This window comes from Nitratireductor sp. B36 (genome assembly GCF_020833685.1).
Lineage (GTDB): Bacteria > Pseudomonadota > Alphaproteobacteria > Rhizobiales > Rhizobiaceae > Nitratireductor.
The window spans coordinates 492381-508479 of the sequence record NZ_JACKZY010000001.1; the positions used below are offsets into that span (position 1 = coordinate 492381).

The 16099-nt window shown below is 60.5% G+C and carries 13 protein-coding genes; 6 read left to right on the forward strand and 7 right to left on the reverse strand.

Annotated features, from left to right (window positions below; translation table 11 throughout):
• Positions 1–17: 17 nt before the first annotated feature.
• The 4 genes from H7H48_RS02550 to H7H48_RS02565 form a co-directional block, all read right to left on the reverse strand.
• Entirely contained in the window at positions 18–1271 is a 1254-nt protein-coding gene (locus H7H48_RS02550; protein ID WP_229447241.1) for a murein L,D-transpeptidase, read from the reverse strand.
• A gap of 280 nt (positions 1272–1551) precedes the next feature.
• The gene (gene ldtR, locus H7H48_RS02555) at positions 1552–2067 is read right to left on the reverse strand and encodes a transcriptional regulator LdtR (RefSeq protein ID WP_229447242.1); all 516 of its coding nucleotides are present in this window, start codon (positions 2065–2067) and stop codon (positions 1552–1554) included.
• Between the two features lie 216 nt (positions 2068–2283).
• Positions 2284–2709 (reverse strand): DUF6163 family protein, encoded by a 426-nt coding sequence (locus H7H48_RS02560; protein ID WP_229447243.1) that lies wholly within the window; start codon positions 2707–2709, stop codon positions 2284–2286.
• On the reverse strand, positions 2706–3749 hold the full coding sequence (locus H7H48_RS02565) for an enoyl-CoA hydratase/isomerase family protein (RefSeq protein WP_229447244.1): 1044 nt from the start codon (positions 3747–3749) through the stop codon (positions 2706–2708). Before H7H48_RS02565 ends, H7H48_RS02560 begins: the two co-directional genes overlap by 4 nt.
• Before the next feature lie 162 nt (positions 3750–3911).
• Here H7H48_RS02565 and hemB point away from each other — a divergent pair, with 162 nt between their 5' ends.
• The 6 genes from hemB to H7H48_RS02595 all read left to right on the forward strand — a co-directional run bounded on the left by hemB (position 3912) and on the right by H7H48_RS02595 (position 9900).
• Positions 3912–4943 (forward strand): porphobilinogen synthase, encoded by a 1032-nt coding sequence (gene hemB / locus H7H48_RS02570; protein WP_229447245.1) that lies wholly within the window; start codon positions 3912–3914, stop codon positions 4941–4943.
• Positions 4944–5016: 73 nt separating this feature from the next.
• Positions 5017–5484, forward strand: a complete 468-nt coding sequence (locus H7H48_RS02575; protein ID WP_229447246.1) for an RDD family protein — start codon at positions 5017–5019, stop codon at positions 5482–5484.
• Between the two features lie 114 nt (positions 5485–5598).
• Complete coding sequence (locus tag H7H48_RS02580) at positions 5599–6177, forward strand: RDD family protein (protein ID WP_229447247.1); 579 nt, start codon at positions 5599–5601, stop codon at positions 6175–6177.
• A gap of 190 nt (positions 6178–6367) precedes the next feature.
• Complete coding sequence (locus tag H7H48_RS02585) at positions 6368–8167, forward strand: SLC13 family permease (protein WP_229447248.1); 1800 nt, start codon at positions 6368–6370, stop codon at positions 8165–8167.
• Positions 8168–8191: 24 nt separating this feature from the next.
• Positions 8192–8938 (forward strand): arginyltransferase, encoded by a 747-nt coding sequence (locus tag H7H48_RS02590; protein WP_229447249.1) that lies wholly within the window; start codon positions 8192–8194, stop codon positions 8936–8938.
• 56 nt (positions 8939–8994) lie between these two features.
• Entirely contained in the window at positions 8995–9900 is a 906-nt protein-coding gene (locus H7H48_RS02595) for a DMT family transporter (RefSeq protein WP_229447250.1), read from the forward strand.
• A 21-nt stretch (positions 9901–9921) separates the two neighbouring features.
• Here the strand turns inward: H7H48_RS02595 and H7H48_RS02600 are convergent, their stop codons facing one another.
• The 3 genes from H7H48_RS02600 to parC form a co-directional block, all read right to left on the reverse strand.
• The gene (locus tag H7H48_RS02600) at positions 9922–12264 is read right to left on the reverse strand and encodes a Tex family protein (RefSeq protein WP_229447251.1); all 2343 of its coding nucleotides are present in this window, start codon (positions 12262–12264) and stop codon (positions 9922–9924) included.
• 322 nt (positions 12265–12586) lie between these two features.
• Entirely contained in the window at positions 12587–13744 is a 1158-nt protein-coding gene (ampH, locus tag H7H48_RS02605) for a D-alanyl-D-alanine-carboxypeptidase/endopeptidase AmpH (RefSeq protein ID WP_229447252.1), read from the reverse strand.
• A gap of 50 nt (positions 13745–13794) precedes the next feature.
• Entirely contained in the window at positions 13795–16053 is a 2259-nt protein-coding gene (gene parC / locus H7H48_RS02610; protein WP_229447253.1) for a DNA topoisomerase IV subunit A, read from the reverse strand.
• Positions 16054–16099 lie beyond the last annotated feature (46 nt).

Here is a 16099-nt window from a genome sequence, read left to right on the forward strand (position 1 = left end):
CACCATGGGTGGATGGATCAGAGCGCCGTCGAAATCTGCAATTCGCTCGCCCCGTCCCGTCCATAAATGTCGTCGCGCAGATGCACGGCACCGTCGCCCGTCGACCAGGCCGAGATGTAGGTGAAATAGACCGGTACCGGATTACTGAGCGCCACCCGTACATCTTCCTCCGTCTGGATCGTCTGCTCGATGCGCCGGCGGTCCCAGCCATCGGTCTCGCGCAGGAGCCAGGTGACCAGGTCGCGAACGTTCTGCACACGCACGCAGCCCGACGAATAGAAACGATCCAGATCGCGGAACAGGCCCTGCTGCGGCGTGTCGTGCATATAGACCGCATGCGGGTTCGGGAAATTGATCTTGATTGACGCCATGGCGTTGATCCGGCCCGGATCCTGGCGGAACCGGTATTTGGCCGCGTCGTCTGTCGACCAGTCTACCGTCAACGGATCCACCTCGCTGCCATCGGGCGCAATCAGGCGGATATTGTTGTCGGTGAGATAGTTCGGGTTCTTGCGCATCAGCGGGATGATGTCCTTGCGGACAATCGAAACCGGCGCATTCCAGTAAGGATTAATGATGATTTCGTTGATCTTGGAATTCAGGATCGGTGTCTGGCGGTCGACCTTGCCGACGATCGCCGTATGGCGCAGCATCACACGGCCGTTGTCCACCGCTTCAATTTCGGCAGCGGGAATGTTCACAACCACATACCGGTCGCCAAGGAAGCCGGACATGGACCGGAGCCTGACCAGATTGGTTTCGAGCTGGCCAAGACGGATTGCTGCGGGAACATTGAGAGCAGCGAAGGTATGGCGCCCGGTCACCCCGTCCGCCGGAAGACCATGTCTCGCTTGAAAACGCTTTACTGCGGCATCGACGTAGGAATCGAACGATTGGGAAATCCCGGCCCGCTGGGAAAGATCGCCGGAAATCATGAGACGGCGGCGAAGGATCTCCACATTGGGGTCAACGACACCGAGTTCCAGTTTCTTATCGTCGGGCACACGGGGCCAGCCGCCCTGCGCGACAATGTTGGAATACTCCATGATCGCGCGCTCGAGATAGGCGACCGTTTCCTGGCTGAAGATCGGAAGGTTGGTTGCCACCTTGCCGCCGCTGCTTGCCCGTGCATCGAACTGGTCGTTCCAGGCCCCGCGCCGCGGCGAACGGATGATTGCCTCAATCAGATCCTGCGCGTTGGCGGCTCCGGTCATCGCTGCCGTTGCGGCCGCGCCGGCTCCGGTTAAAAACATGCGGCGGTTCGTGTTCATACGCGTATCCGTGCTCTCTAGGGTCGTCAGCCCCTTCAAAGGTGCTGCATGCAGTCCTGCAGCCTTACATGCCGCAACTGCGTTAAGAATCCGCGAACCCTGATGATAAATTGGCAAATTCTGCCACGCGGTCTTCAGGAGGCTCAATTCCACTGGATTATGACCTTAACGTGACCACACGTCACTTTGAGCCTGATAACAAACACGTGAAGGCCGGCGTCCCGCCACGCCGGCCTTCATTGGCTGCACACCGGCGCGCAGCCAGGTGATCAAGATGAGACTACATGCGATATGCGATCGAGTCGTTCCAGAAGCGATCCAGCCGCTGCAGGGCGCGATTCATCTGGCTGAACTCGTCGGGGCTGATGCCACCCACCTGCTCGATGGAGCCGATGTGGCGGTTGTAGAGCCCCTCGACCACCTTGGCGACCTGCACACCCTTGGGCGTCAGGCTGATGCGCACCGAACGACGGTCCACACGCGAGCGCTGGTGGTTGACGAAGCCGAGATCAACCAGCTTCTTGAGATTGTAGGAGACGTTGGAGCCGAGATAGTAGCCGCGAGAGCGCAGCTCGCCTGCTGTCAGTTCCGTGTCACCAATGTTGAAAAGCAGCAATGCCTGAATGGCGTTGATGTCGCTGCGTCCGTTGCGCTCGAACTCGTCCTTGATCACGTCGAGCAGACGGCGGTGCAGTCGCTCCACAAGCTGGAGAGATTCGAGATAAAGAGAACGCAGTGCATCTTTGCGTTCATCATTGTTAGCGGCAGGTTTCGCCGCGGGTCGCGAAGTATTCATAAATAAAGCCTCTCGTTTGACGCCGGTGATTTTTGTTTTTTGTCTCACCTTGGCCTGACCCTATCGAATGCTTCTAAAATTCGACTTAAACACTAGCCTTAACAACGCCTTACAAAAGTCGACCCTGCAAATACAGCTAACAGCCGGTAAACCGGACCGCAGACATTCGATGAAAGCTTGAGAGGAGAATGGACCCGCCACTGAAGACGGCGCGCGCTACTGCAGGGCTTTGCGCCTGCTGTGATAACGGACAAACCGCAACGCGCCATAGCTGACGGCCACCAGAAGATGAAAGCCGATCAGTGGATAATTGTCTCCAAATAGATCCGATAATGGGCCGTACATCACCACTTCGGCGGCCGCGCACAAAAACCAGATGACGGCACCCCATGGGGCGATCAGCCAAAGGCCAACCGAAGCAAAGGGATAGATGACGGCTAAAATGACGCTGGCAATCTGCCAGTGGACCGGCATCAGATCAAACCGCCACATCAGCCCGGGATAGAAACCCAGAAGGCGCACCCAATAAAAAATGCCCATGGCCAGGCAGGCGGCCGCTATGGCGCGATGAAACCCGGAATAGAGAGTGTCGAGCTGGGACGGTCGGGAAGGCGCCAGGCCCGATAGCGTCTCGCCGTTCACAAGCTCAGCTCCCCGCCGGTCAATGGCGCGAAATACGCGTTGATGTGGTCTTCACTGATCTCGTCCAGCGTTTCGGGCTGCCAGCGAGGGGTGCTGCCCTTTTCCACCAGGACGGCGCGTATGCCCTCGTAGAAATCATGCCCTGCAAGCATCCGGTTGAGGATTCGGAACTCCATGGTCATGCATTCATCCATTTCCAGCATGGCGCCTGCCCGCAACTGGCGGAACGCGACGCAAAGGCTGGTGGGGGAACGCTTTTCAATCGTCGCCAGGGTCTGACGCGCCCAGTCGTCCTGATCCTGGGACAACGATTCCAGAATTTCGGCCAGGCTTTCGAAGGAAAAATGGCGCGCTATTGCATGTCTGATGCCCTCATTCAGTTCCGGCTCGGCAGCGACACCAAAAGAGGAAAGCGTGCCGTCCACATTGTCGGCATCGCAGAGTGCTTTGGTGAGTGCCGCAAGGCTCCCGGCATCGACCGAATGCGTTGCCAGCCCCGCCGCGCAGGCATCGCCACGACGAATGCGGTTTCCGGTCAGGGCGAGGTACATGCCCAGTTCGCCGGGCAAACGCGACAAAAGATGACTGCCGCCAACATCGGGGAAGAACCCGATTCCCACTTCGGGCATTGCGAAAACCGCATTTTCGGTCATCACGCGATGGGAGCCATGGAAGGAGACGCCGACCCCTCCGCCCATGACGATACCGTCGATCAGCGCAATATAGGGTTTTGGAAAACGGGCAATCGCGGCGTTGAGCCGGTATTCGTCAGCAAAGAAGTCAGGGCTGGCTCTGCCTTCGAGGCCGGCACGGTACACATCCAGAATGTCGCCGCCCGCAGAGAAGGCCCGCCCCTCCCCGCGAATGATGACGCGTTCGACTGCATTGTCGGATTCCCAGGCCGAAAGCGCCCGTGCAAGCGCGCTGACCATGCTGTGATTGATCGCGTTCAAGGATGCAGGCCGGGAAAGGGTCACAATGCCGGCACGCCCGACCTGTTCGAACAGGATATCTCCAGCGCCACCGAAATCGACCTTCACCGGAACCCCCAATCGTTGCAGAAGCAGCAAACCCTTTCAGGTGATTATTCGCCGCTACCCGGGCCGTCAATGCTATAAGCGGATGCGACCACAGGACACCGGACGCGGACTTGGTCCGATTTCACCAGCATGATAGAGAGACGCCACACTGGAGTCGAAGCCGTGAACAAGTTTTCCAGCACCATCAACAGCCTGGGCACCCGCCGCACCGTGGATGAGATCACGGGTGGCCGCCGCCTGCGTCGCACCCGCAAGGCCGACTGGTCGCGCCGCCTTGTGCGCGAGACCCACCTGACGGTCGATGACCTTATCTGGCCGCTGTTCCTGATGGAGGGCGACAACCGGCAGGAACCACTCGAGGCCATGCCCGGTGTTATGCGGCACACCGTCGATCATGCGGTGAAACAGGCTGAACGAGCGGCGAAACTCGGCATCCCTGCCATCGCCACCTTCCCCAATATCGATCCGGTACGCAAAGATGAAACCGGGTCACACAGTCTCGACCCAGACAATCTGATCAATCGGGCCACGCGCGCGATCAAGGATGCGGTGCCGGAAATCGGCGTGATAACCGATGTCGCACTCGACCCGTTCACCAGCCACGGGCATGACGGGATTTTGCGCGATGGCGAGATTGTGAACGACGACACAGTCGCCCTCATCGCCATGGCAGCCGTGGGCCAGGCCGCGGCAGGCGCCGACATCATCGCCCCCTCCGACATGATGGATGGGCGTGTCGGAGCCATCCGAGATGCGCTCGATCAAAACGGCTTCCAGAATGTTGCGATCATGTCCTATGCGACCAAATTCGCTTCCGCCTTCTACGGACCATATCGTGAAGCGATCGGTACGGGCGGCCTTCTGAAGGGCGACAAGAAGACCTATTATATCGACCCTGCAAACAGCGACGAGGCCATCCGGGAAGCCGAGCAGGATCTACTGGAGGGAGCGGACATGCTGATGGTGAAACCGGGCCTTCCCTATCTCGACATTGCCCGCAGACTGAAAGACACGTTTGCCGTTCCGACCTTCGCCTACCAGGTTTCCGGAGAGTACGCGATGATCAAGGCTGCAGCGGCCAATGGGTGGATTGACGGCGAGAAAGCCATGATCGAAAGCCTTCTTGCTTTCAAACGCGCCGGTTGCGACGGAATTCTCACCTATTTCGCCCCGGAAATGGCGGAATTGTTGTGATTCCACACCGAAAAGCTTGAACCACAGGCAAGGCTCCCCATCTGTGCGCTGAACCAACCGAAAGGCATTGTTCATGACAGCCCGGCCTCTTGATGGCGAAATCCTGAATACCGCACAGGATGACGGATATCTTTATCGCGGTGTTCGCACACGCCGTATTGTGGCGTTCTTCATCGACTACCTGCTGATCGGCCTGTTGATGATCCCCGTCGCAATCGTGGTTGCCCTGCTCGGTGTGATGACATTGGGCCTCGGCTGGCTTCTGTTCGGCATTCTCGCGCCCCTTACCGCCCTTCTCTATGTCGCGATGACTTTGGGAGGCCGCCGACAGGCGACGCTTGGCATGCAGTTCATGGACATTCGGCTTGCGCGTCTTGATGGCGGGCGCGTCGACGCACTTCTGGCTGTGGTGCATACCGTGCTTTTCTGGGCGGGCAATGCGATCCTGACCCCGCTTATTCTTCTTGCGAGCCTCTTTCTCGATCACAAGCGCACCGTGCACGATCTTCTATTGGGAACCGTTGTCGTTCGCTCGAGCTGAATACTCCTAAAAGTTGCATTATTAACGCAATCATATACTTTAGATTTATGCGCTATGGGCGCCGCTGTATATTGATACCTCTACGGGGGCGTATTCGATACAGTGAGTATTTCGATGACCGATACTTTTGACGACGCCCGCAGGTGGGAGATCACTCCTGAGAGCCGCAGAACGGAAATTCACATTCGGCAGGGAGGTTGGCTGCACCTCCGCCGCGTTCTCGCGCTGTTCATCGATTATGCTCTTTATGTCGCTTTGGCTTTCGCCCTCGCTGTCGGTACGACGTTGTTGATGGAAGATCTGACCGGGGTCGGCGGAACGCAGGGGCTCACGACGCATGGATTTTCCGAGCAATCCGTCAATGCCTTCTATACGATGTCCGCAGCGATTGCCTCTGTGGCGACGCTGGCCATAGTCCTGTTCTATATCGGCATCACCTTGGGAGGGCGTCGCCAAGCGACTCTCGGGATGCGCGTTCTCGGGCTGCGGCTTGAGCGCCTCGACAACACGAAGATTACGGCCCGCTACGGCATAGCCCATTTTCTGTTGTTTTTGGCGACCTCCACGATCTTTACACCGCTCGTCCTGTTTGCGCCTTTCGTTCTGGCCAACAGGCAAACCCTCCATGACCGCTTGCTCGACATTGTCATCCTCGGCTCGGCCGAAAACCTGATACCGGGCGCGAAGCCCTGAAACCTGACCATCAGCCGACGGCAAGCAAAAATCTTTCCCAATGGAGGCGACCGGTTCCTCTCATTTGTTCGGCTTTTCACTGCACGAAACAAATCCATGCTTGCGGCGCGCCTGCCCGTGCTTATTCTCCTCAGCAGATTGCAGGCGCAAATCATCGCCTGCGCTGACAGCGTCAAGCGACGGGACCTGCATGGCCGATTTTCACCTCTGGGCGACCTACGCGATCATTCTCGTGACTGTCGCCGCCTATGTCAGTGAGCGCTTCACCCTAGAGAGCGTCGCCCTTGGCAGCCTGGTCGCCTTTCTGGCGCTCTTCGCGTTCTTTCCCTATGAAGGCGCCTCCGGTGCGTTGCCACCCGATGAGCTTCTGTCGGGTTTTGCCAATCCGGCACTCGCAACAGTTCTGGCATTGCTTATCGTCGGACAGGGGCTGTTCGCCACGGACGCACTCGATAAACCAGCACGCATATTGGCAAAGTCCGCCGGAAGTTCGAGCACGCGGACCATCATCATAACGCTGATCACGGCGGCGATGCTGAGCGCCATTCTCAACAACACCCCTGTGGTCGTCATCTTCATTCCGGTTCTGATCGTCTTTGCTGCACAGCGCAATTTCCCCGTCTCCAAAGCGCTGATGCCCTTGTCCTTCATGACCATTCTAGGGGGCATGACAACGCTGATTGGCTCTTCCACCAACCTGCTGGTGGCTGGCGTTGCGGGCAAGGCCGGCATTTCGATCGGCTTCTTTGACATCACCATGCCTGGTATGCTTTTGGCGGCTGCAGGGGCGCTCTACGTCTTTTTCGTCATGCCGCGAATCCTGCGCGATTCGAGCAGTGAAAAAACATTCCGCCAGATGCAGTCTGGAACCCAGTTCATCGGCGAGATCCGCGTGGTGCCGGGGCATCCATTCATAGGCAAGGAATCGAAGGCCGGCCTGTTCCAAGGTCTCGGCGATCTTACACCGCGCCTTATCGTTCGGCGGGGAATGAGTTTTCACCCCCCTTTCGAGAATGTGGTCCTGTCTGAGGGGGACCGTCTTATGGTCACGGCCACCCGCCGGGCCTTCACGCAGGCGCTTTCCCACGGGGCGGCAGGACACATTGCCGAGGCGGACACAGCCACCGTCGGGCCCGATTATCACATCGCCGAAGCAGTTATTCCGCCGGGTTCCCGCCATGCCGGACGGACCATTCGGAACGCAGGGATCGAGACCGAGCACAGTGTTCACATGCTGGGTGTGCAACGGAAAAGCCGAATGGGGCGCACCCCGGTTTCCGACATACGGCTCGAGCCAGGCGACACCATCCTCGTCGGCGGCACAGACAGGGCACTGGAGGATCTGCGGGAGAGCCATGACCTTCTTGTCCTGGAATGGTCGGCAGAGCCCGTTCCCCAGCGCCGCAAGGCCTGGATCGCCTTCGTGATCTTCGCCGGAATCGTCGTTACGGCAGCACTCGATATCGCTCCCATCGTCGCCACGGCCGTCGCCGGAGCCTTTGCGATGATTGCGACGGGCTGTCTGACGCTCGCACAGGCCGGCCGTGCTTTCGACCGGCAAATTTTCCTGCTGGTGGGTTCGGCCATTGCCGCCGCAACGGCGCTGGAGCGCACAGGTGGTGCCCAACTCATTGCCGATGCCGCCGTTTCTGCACTCGAAGGTCAGGCTCCCGCCGTCATCCTGTCGGGATATTTTGCCGTCGTTGCGATCCTCACGAATTTTCTTTCCAACAACGCCACCGCGGTCCTCTTCACCCCCATCGCTTTGGGAATTTCGTCTGCAATAGGTGCGCCTCCCGAGGCCTTCATTGCTGCAACGATCTTCGCGGCTAACTGCTCCTTTGCAACCCCCATCGGCTACCAGACCAATCTGATGGTCATGGGTCCCGGTCACTACTCCTTCCGCGATTTCATCAAGGCTGGAACACCTCTGGTCGCGATAATTTGGTTGACGTTTTCGTTTGTCGGCCCATGGTATTATGGGCTTTAGGATCAGGAGTGACGCCCTACCGACATGACGCAGCAACCCGCCCAATCGCCACAGTTCTTTCTGACCGCGCCCTCCCCCTGCCCTTATCTGGAAGGACAGTTTGAGCGGAAGGTCTTCACCCATCTGGTGGGGGACAAGGCCCCTGAACTGAACGATTTGCTAACCCAGGGCGGCTTCCGTCGCTCGCAGAACATCGCCTATCGCCCTGCCTGCGAAACCTGCCGGGCCTGCGTTTCGGTGCGCATCCTTGCGCAGGAGTTCCAGCCGACAAAGAACATGAAGCGCATTCTCAGACAGAATGCCGATCTCATCGGCACCGCGCACGAGGCCGAACCGTCCACGGAGCAATACACGCTTTTCCGCTCTTATCTCGACGCCCGACACAAGAAGGGCGGCATGTCGGACATGACCGTTCTCGACTACGCGATGATGGTTGAGGACACCCATGTGAGTACGCAGGTCATCGAATATCGCCGCCGCGGACCCGACAGTTTCATCACCGGCAAGGGACAAGGCGAATTGATGGCCGTAGCCCTCACCGACACAATGGGTGACGGGCTTTCCATGGTCTATTCCTTCTTCAACCCGGAGCTCACTGACCGGTCGCTCGGTACCTTCATGATCCTGGATCACATCAACCGAGCGGTTGCTGCCGGTCTGCCGCATGTCTATCTGGGCTACTGGGTCAATGGCTCGCGCAAAATGGCCTATAAGGTGCGCTTCAAGCCACAGGAGCACCTTGGCCCGCAGGGTTGGGAACGCGTCGACTGAAGGTCGCATCCACCGCCCCCGCCTGCATCCGACACGCCGTCCCGGAAGGGTCCTTCATGCCCACTCCCTCGCCATCTTCCCACGCCAAGGGACTTGCGCTGACCGCCTTTGGCGGCATGGCGCTCACCATCGACATTCCGCTGATCCGGCTGGCCGATGGCGACCCATGGCCGATCCTGATGGTGCGCAGCGCCTTGACGGTCGCGGTGGCGCTTATCGTATGGTTCGTATGGCGGCTTTTTACGCGCAATGTCCCGCCGCTCGTCCCCGGTCGCGTGGGCCTTGTGGTCGCCGCCCTTTATGCGCTTTCGGCACTCTGCTTCATCACCGCCGTCTACAACACCTCTACCGCCAATCTGGTCTTCATTCTTGCCTTCAACTCCATGTTTGCCGCGCTTCTCTCATGGTTGTTCCTCAAGGAAAGACCAAGACCCGCCACGCTGATAGCGATGGGCGTTATGCTGATCGGTGTCTTGATCATCGTCGGCGGTGGCATCGGGGCGGGAAACCTGTTCGGTGACGTGATGGCGCTGAGCGCCGCATTCCTGCTCGCCACGGCGATCACCATCACACGTGGCAGCGGTCGCGATATGGGCTTTGCCGCGCTGGTGGCCGTGGCGCTTCCCTGCGTCGTCGCGGCGATCATGACCGCCAGAACCGGTTATCGCATCGAAGCCCCGTGGTGGATCATCCTCAACGGGGCCGTGATCATGCCGATCTCGTTCTTCTGCCTGTCCAACGGCCCCAAATACATTTCAGGGCCGGAAGTGGCGATGTTCTATCTACTCGAAACGGTGCTGGCGCCGGTCTGGGTGTGGCTGATCTTTTCCGAGGTGCCCAGCCGTGCCACCCTCATCGGCGGCACGATCCTCATCGTCACACTGGTCGTGCACTCGCTGTGGCAACTCCATTCAGGCCGCAAGCGGCGATTGGCGCAAGGCGTGGTGCGTCACCCGCTATGAGGGCGGAATGACGAACGCCCTCTATTTCTTCTTCATGGCCTGAGCGAGCGCTGCGGCCAGCGCGCCCTGCGGTTCGCTGCCGCGTCCGCCCGGCTTGCCGCCGCCATTGCGTGGCATCGCGGCACGGGCGGGCTTGCCCTGATCGCGCGATCGACCGGCACCGGTTCCTGCGCCTGCGCCGGCCCCAGTTGCGCTGCCGCCATCCTTGCGCATGGAAAGGCTGATACGCTTGCGCTTGATGTCCACCTCAAGCACCCGGACCTTCACCACGTCTCCGGCCTTCACCACCTCATGAGCATCCTTCACGAAGCGGTCGGCAAGCTGCGAGACATGCACGAGCCCGTCCTGGTGCACGCCGATGTCAACGAAGGCGCCGAAGGCGGCGACATTGGTCACCGTGCCTTCAAGGCTCATGCCGGGCTTCAGGTCCTTGATGTCGTCAATCCCCTCGGCAAACGTCGCCGTGCGGAAGGCCGGGCGCGGGTCGCGCCCCGGTTTCTCTAGTTCGGCGATGATATCGCGCACCGTCGGCAGGCCGAAACGCTCGTCCACGAAGACGCGCGGATCGAGCGCCTTTAGCGCCCCGGCATCGCCCATCAACGCGCGCACGTCGCGGCCGCATGAGGCGACAATCTTGCGTGCCACACCATAGGCTTCCGGATGGACGGCGGAGGCATCCAGCGGCTCCGTGCCGTTCTGGATGCGCAGGAAGCCGGCACATTGCTCGAAGGTGCGTTGACCAAGCCGCGCCACCTCCAGAAGCTGCTTGCGGCTGGAGAACGCGCCATTGGCATCACGATGCGCGACAATCGCCTCGGCGATCGATTCTCCGAGGCCGGAAACCCGCGCCAGAAGCGATTTCGATGCCGTGTTCAGGTCGACGCCCACCGCGTTCACTGCATCTTCCACCACCGCATCGAGCGCCTTTGCCAGACGATACTGGTCCACATCGTGCTGATACTGACCGACGCCGATGGACTTGGGTTCGATCTTCACCAGTTCGGCCAGCGGATCCTGAAGCCGGCGCGCGATGGAGACCGCCCCGCGCAGCGACACGTCGAGATCGGGGAACTCGGCAGCCGCCGTGGGCGAAGCCGAATAAACCGAGGCCCCCGCCTCCGACACCACCACCTTGAGCGGCTTGGGTGCCGGCATGTCGGAGAGCATGTCGGCCACCATTTTTTCCGTCTCGCGGCTGGCGGTGCCATTGCCGATGGCAATGAGTTCCACCCCATGTTTTCGCACAAGCGCGGAAAGTGCTGCCTGGCTGCCGCGCAGATCGTTGCGCGGCGGGAACGGATAGACCGTTGCCGTATCGAGGAGCTTGCCGGTGGCATCCACAACCGCAACCTTCACGCCGGTGCGGATGCCCGGATCGAGCCCCATCGTCGCGCGTGTGCCGGCGGGAGCTGCCAGAAGCAGATCCTTCAGATTGCGCGCGAAGACGTTGATTGCCTCCTCCTCGGCCCGTTCACGCAGATCACGCATCAGATCGAGGCTCAGATGCAGGAAGAGTTTTACACGCCATGTCCAGCCGGCGACGTCCAGCAGCCATTGGTCGCCGGGGAGCTGCCCGCCGATCTCGTAGGCTGCCGCAATCATGCGCACGGCCGGTTTTAGCGGGCTCGTGTCGTCGGCATCCACTTCCAGATCGAGTGCCAGAATGTCCTCATTGCGGCCGCGCAGCATGGCAAGCGCGCGGTGGCTCGGCACGCCTGCCCAGCGCTCTGAATGATCAAAATAATCGGAAAATTTCGCGCCCGCCTCTTCCTTGCCCTCAACCACCCGGGAACGCAGCACGGCGCGCTCCTTCATGTGGTTGCGCAGTTTTCCAACCAGGTCGGCGTTTTCCGCAAACTGCTCAGCCAGTATGTCACGCGCGCCCTCCAGCGCGGCCTTTTCATCCGGCACCTCTTCGCCCAGATAGTCCTTTGCGAGATCCGCCGGCACCTTTGAGCGGTCCGCCAGAATGGCCTCTGCGAGCGGCCCCAGCCCGCGCTCACGCGCGATCTGCGCCTTGGTGCGCCGTTTGGGCTTGTAGGGAAGATAGATGTCTTCAAGCTCTGCCTTGGTGGCGGCGGCGGCGATCTTCGTCTCCAGTTCCGGCGTCAGCTTGCCCTGCTCGCGGATGGACCCGAGGATCGTGTCGCGCCGCTGGTCGAGTTCGCGCAGATAGGAAAGCCGCTCGGAGAGCGTGCGCAATTGCGTGTCGTCGAGCCCGCTGGTCACCTCCTTGCGGTAGCGCGCGATGAAGGGGACGGTCGCCCCCTCATCCAGAAGCCCGATGGCGGCTTCCGCCTGCTCGGGTCTGGCGCTGATCTCGGCGGCTATGAGGGTGGCAATGCGTTTGGCGTCTGCGGACATGGAATTCCCTGAATCGATTGGTGCGGCGAAGATAGTGTCATTCGCCCCAGCCTGCCGCTCACAAGAAGCGCTTTTCCACAATCGCGGACGTGAAGGGACAATGTGCGCTGAAAGGGAGTGCGTCCTTCGACAAGCTCAGGATGAGGGGCGCAAGGAGCCAGTCATCTCATGTCGGGATGGCGTGCTCCATCCTCCCTCATCCTGAGCTTGTCGAAGGACGCGATGATGGCGCCCATGGCACGCGCCAAGCTCTCACATCCCTCATCCTGAGCTTGTCGAAGGACGCACGGCGCAGAAGCAGGCATCCACGCCGCGGCGCAAATCAGCGCGGTGCGAGATCGGCGATGAGGTCGTTCACCACTTCGGCCATCAGCATGGAAGCGGCGAAATCGAACTCGTTGATGGCGACGAACACGCCCACACCACGCGCGGGGGCAAAGGCGTGATAGACGAACATGCCCTGCCGCCCCCCGGCCTTTTGGAGCAGGAGCGGGCGATCACCTTCCGGCTGCATCACAACCCAGCCAAGCCCCATCGCATCCATATGACCGGATTCGTCAAATCCATAGGTCGGATCGAGCGCATCGCGCTGCACATAAGAGGCATGGTTGAGCATCCGCATTTCCGCCATGTCCGGCGAAAACCGGTCGAGATGCCACTCAAGCCATTTCAGCATGTCATTTGTGGTCGTGTAGAGGCCGCTTGCTCCGGCCATGACCGGCGTGTTGGGAACATCCGGCAAGGGCGAACCATCAAAATTGTGTCCCTGCATCAGGCGATGGCGATCAGCCTCACCGGGTGCGAGCGTGGTGTCTTTCAGCCCCATCGGCTCCAGCACACGCTCGGCAAGCAGCTCGGCATAGGGCTTGCCCGCAGCTGAGCCAAGAGCAACGGCCAGCATGTCGAACCCGAAATTGGAGTAAAGTCCGCCCGTTCCGGCGGGGAAAAGTTGCGCCCCTTCCGCAAGCGCCTTCGAATAGGCTTCCTTCGTCACGGTGGAGAACGGGTCATCGTCCGGGCCGCGCTCCACATCCACCTCGCGCGGCAGGCCGGACGTGTGGGTCGCCAGATCGATCAGTCGAATGGGTTTGCCGTCGAGAACGGGGACCTCCACGTCCCAGCCCAGCCGATCCTGCAGCCGATCGGTGAATTCAACCGTCCCGTCGGCGGCAAGGCTTGCAAGAACCGCACCGGTAAACACCTTGCTGATCGAGCCGACCCGCATCAGCGTGTCGCCATCGGGCACCTTGCCATTGCCCTTTGCGGTTTCGCCAAATCCAAAGACAGCGGTTTCACCATCCCGCACGGCACCGATGATGAGACCTGGCACATCCGTCTGCAGGTAAAGAACCTGTCCGGAAAAGGAGACCGCCTCTTCAAGGAGGCTGTCTTTCGCCGCAGCTGGCGGAACGAGCCCCAAAATCCCGATCAGGGATACGGCCACCGTGGCCCGTTTCAATCCTGTCATCCAGTGCAGCATCTTGCCCCTCCTCTGTCTGCACGACCTCCTTCAGGCCTGGCTATCCCTTCTCATCCGAACTTGCCGGTGCGCGGAAAACCCTTCGGCGCCATGCGGCCGGCGGCAGCACGGTTGCCTATCCATTCGGTGAGTTCCTCGCGCGTCTTGACGAAGGTTCGGTCAGCCGAATCCTTCCACGAAAGCCCCTCTTCCATGGCGAAGGTCTTGATGTCGGAAACGCCGCCATCCTTGTAGCGCTGCAGGCGCACGCCCTTGCCGCGCGTCATCTCCGGCACTTCGGCGAGCGGGAAAACAAGCAGTTTTCGGTTCTGGCCGACGACCGCCACATGGTCGCCCGAAACCGGCAGGCAAAGCTTGGCCTCGTCCGGTGCCTTCACATTCATCACCTGCTTGCCCTTGCGGGTGTTGGCGACGATCTCCTTCTCGGCAACGACAAAGCCGTTGCCCGCGTGCGATGCGACGAGAAGTTTCCTTTCGGGATCATGAGCAAACGCCGTCACGATAGCCTGATCATTGTCCATGTCGACCATGATGCGCACCGGCTCGCCATGACCGCGCCCACCGGGCAGACGATCGGCGCCGATGGTGAAGACCTTGCCGCCCGTGGTGAAGAGCAGGATCTTGTCGGTCGTCTGCGCATGGAAGGCAATCTTGAGGCTGTCGCCTTCCTTGAAGGACAGAGACGAGAAATCGGCCAAATGCCCCTTCATGGCGCGCAGCCAGCCTTTTTCGGAGAGTACCACAGTGATCGGCTCACGCTCGATCAGCGCCTCGTGCACCTCTTCCAGATCGTGCTCCGGCGCTTCAGCGAAGGTGGTGCGGCGCTTGCCCAAAGCCTGATTCTTCTCCGGATCGAAGGTCTGGCGCACCTTGGCCACCTCCCAGCGCACCGTCTTCCACTGGCGCGCGGTGGAGGCCAGCAGCGCCTCGATACCGTCCTTCTCTTCGGACAGTTTCTCGAATTCCTTGCGGATTTCGAATTCCTCGAGCTTGCGCAGGGCGCGCAGGCGCATGTTGAGGATCGCCTCGGCCTGCGTGTCCGTCAGTTCGAAGCGCGCGATCATCACCTTCTTGGGCTCATCCTCCTCGCGGATGATGCGGATGACCTCGTCAATGTTGAGATAGGCGACCAGATAGCCGGCCAGAATTTCCAGCCGCTTCTCGATTTCGGCGAGCCTGTGGCGCGAGCGGCGCAGAAGCACTTCGCGGCGATGGTCGAGCCATTCACGCAAGACCTGCTTGAGCGAGAGGACACCCGGCACCTTGCCGCGCGAAAGCACATTCATGTTGAGCGGGAAGCGGCTTTCCAGATCGGTCAGCTTGAAGACCGATTCCATCAGGAGTTCCGGTGCAACGGTGCGGCTCTTGGGCACCAGCACGATGCGGATGTCTTCGGCGCTCTCATCGCGAATGTCTTCCAGAAGGGGCAGCCGGCGCGAGATGATCAGCTCGGCGATCTTCTCGATCAACCGCGATTTCTGCACGCCATAGGGAATCTCGGTGACCACGGCCGTCCACGTGCCGCGCCCCTGATCTTCCTTGTGCCAGCGTGCCCGTACGCGGAAGCCGCCGCGTCCGGTGGCATAGGCTTCGCGGATCGAGGCCTGATCCTCGACGATGATGCCGCCGGTCGGGAAGTCCGGCCCCTTGACGAAGTCGAGAAGGCGGTCGGGGTCGATATCCGGATCGTCGATGACGGCCAGCGCCGCATCGCAGACCTCTGCCGCATTGTGCGGCGGGATCGAGGTGGCCATGCCCACGGCAATGCCCGACGAACCGTTGCACAGAAGATTGGGGAACGCGCCGGGGAGAACCGTGGGCTCCTCGTCTTCCTCATTGTAGGTCAGGCGAAAATCGACCGCATCCTCGGTGATGCCGGTCAGGATTTCCGAGGCGACCTCGGTCATGCGCGCTTCGGTGTAGCGCATGGCGGCGGCGTTATCGCCGTCGATATTGCCGAAATTGCCCTGCCCGTCGACCAGCGGATAGCGCATGGCAAAGGGCTGCGCCAGGCGCACCAGAGCGTCATAGATCGACTGGTCGCCATGCGGATGGAACTTGCCCATCACGTCGCCGACGATGCGGGCGCATTTGGCAAAGCCCTGATCGGGGCTCAAGCGCAGAAGACGCATCGTGTGGACAATGCGCCGATGCACCGGCTTCAGCCCGTCACGCACATCGGGCAGAGCACGATGCATGATCGTCGACAGCGCATAGGCGAGATAGCGCTCTTCAAGCGCCTTTTTCAGATCGACCGGCTCGACGGCATCACCGCCGTCGCCACCGGGCGGAAGCAAATCTTTTCCCATGGTTTCGGGTTAGACCAGAGGGTGATTCGCGGCAAGGGGGGAGTAG

Excerpts from the sequence above, each read along its gene's own strand:
- H7H48_RS02550 (WP_229447241.1), bottom strand. The coding sequence starts at position 1,271 with ATGAACACGAACCGCCGCATGTTTTTAACCGGAGCCGGCGCGGCCGCA.
- ldtR (WP_229447242.1), bottom strand. The coding sequence starts at position 2,067 with ATGAATACTTCGCGACCCGCGGCGAAACCTGCCGCTAACAATGATGAA.
- H7H48_RS02575 (WP_229447246.1), top strand. The coding sequence starts at position 5,017 with ATGACAGCCCGGCCTCTTGATGGCGAAATCCTGAATACCGCACAGGAT.
- H7H48_RS02580 (WP_229447247.1), top strand. The coding sequence starts at position 5,599 with ATGACCGATACTTTTGACGACGCCCGCAGGTGGGAGATCACTCCTGAG.
- H7H48_RS02585 (WP_229447248.1), top strand. The coding sequence starts at position 6,368 with ATGGCCGATTTTCACCTCTGGGCGACCTACGCGATCATTCTCGTGACT.
- H7H48_RS02590 (WP_229447249.1), top strand. The coding sequence starts at position 8,192 with ATGACGCAGCAACCCGCCCAATCGCCACAGTTCTTTCTGACCGCGCCC.
- H7H48_RS02595 (WP_229447250.1), top strand. The coding sequence starts at position 8,995 with ATGCCCACTCCCTCGCCATCTTCCCACGCCAAGGGACTTGCGCTGACC.
- H7H48_RS02600 (WP_229447251.1), bottom strand. The coding sequence starts at position 12,264 with ATGTCCGCAGACGCCAAACGCATTGCCACCCTCATAGCCGCCGAGATC.
- ampH (WP_229447252.1), bottom strand. The coding sequence starts at position 13,744 with ATGCTGCACTGGATGACAGGATTGAAACGGGCCACGGTGGCCGTATCC.
- parC (WP_229447253.1), bottom strand. The coding sequence starts at position 16,053 with ATGGGAAAAGATTTGCTTCCGCCCGGTGGCGACGGCGGTGATGCCGTC.